Consider the following 625-nt stretch of genomic DNA (forward strand, 5'->3'; position numbering starts at 1 on the left):
AGATGGTGGCGTGGCGCGAGTGCGTATGCACAATGCCGCCAATGGAGGGGAATGCCTGATAGAGCAGCCGGTGAGTTGGCGTGTCGGAGGAGGGCTTTTTCGTACCTTCAACCACTTCACCGGTTTCGATGCTAACCACGACCATATCGTCAGCGGTCATGACGCTGTAATCGACGCCGGAAGGTTTGATCACAAAGACGCCGCGCTCGCGATCAACGGCGCTGACGTTGCCCCATGTGAGCGTGACCAGGTTGTGTTTTGGCAGCGCCAGGTTGGCTTCTAATACCTGGCGTTTGAGATCTTCTAACATGTTGACTCCTTCGTGCCGGATGCGCTTTGCTTATCCGGCCTACAAAATCGTGCAAATTCAAAATATTGCAGGGGACGCGTAGGCCTGATAAGCGTAGCGCATCAGGCAATGTTGCGTTTGTCATCAGTCTCAGCCCGCTTTTCAGCGGGCTTCATTGTTTTTAATGCTTACAGCACTGCCACAATCGCTTCGCACAGCGGAGCCATGTTATCTGGTGTCATCCCGGCCACATTTACGCGACCAGAAGCAACCGCATATACGCCAAACTCTTCGCGCAGACGCAGCACTTGTTCTTTTGTCAGGCCACTGAAGGAG

The 625-nt window shown here is 53.9% G+C and carries 2 protein-coding genes; both read right to left on the reverse strand.

Annotated elements, in window-relative coordinates:
- Positions 1-310 (reverse strand): class II aldolase/adducin family protein (locus E0L35_RS25390; RefSeq protein ID WP_024214061.1); only part of this gene is annotated, 310 nt, incomplete at its 3' end.
- A 167-nt stretch (positions 311-477) separates the two neighbouring features.
- Positions 478-625, reverse strand: a 148-nt coding sequence (locus tag E0L35_RS25395; protein WP_138801724.1) for an aminotransferase class I/II-fold pyridoxal phosphate-dependent enzyme, incomplete at its 5' end; no start/stop codon positions are given.

Source organism: Halomonas sp. ATBC28 (assembly GCF_005937175.1).
GTDB lineage: Bacteria > Pseudomonadota > Gammaproteobacteria > Pseudomonadales > Halomonadaceae > Vreelandella > Vreelandella titanicae.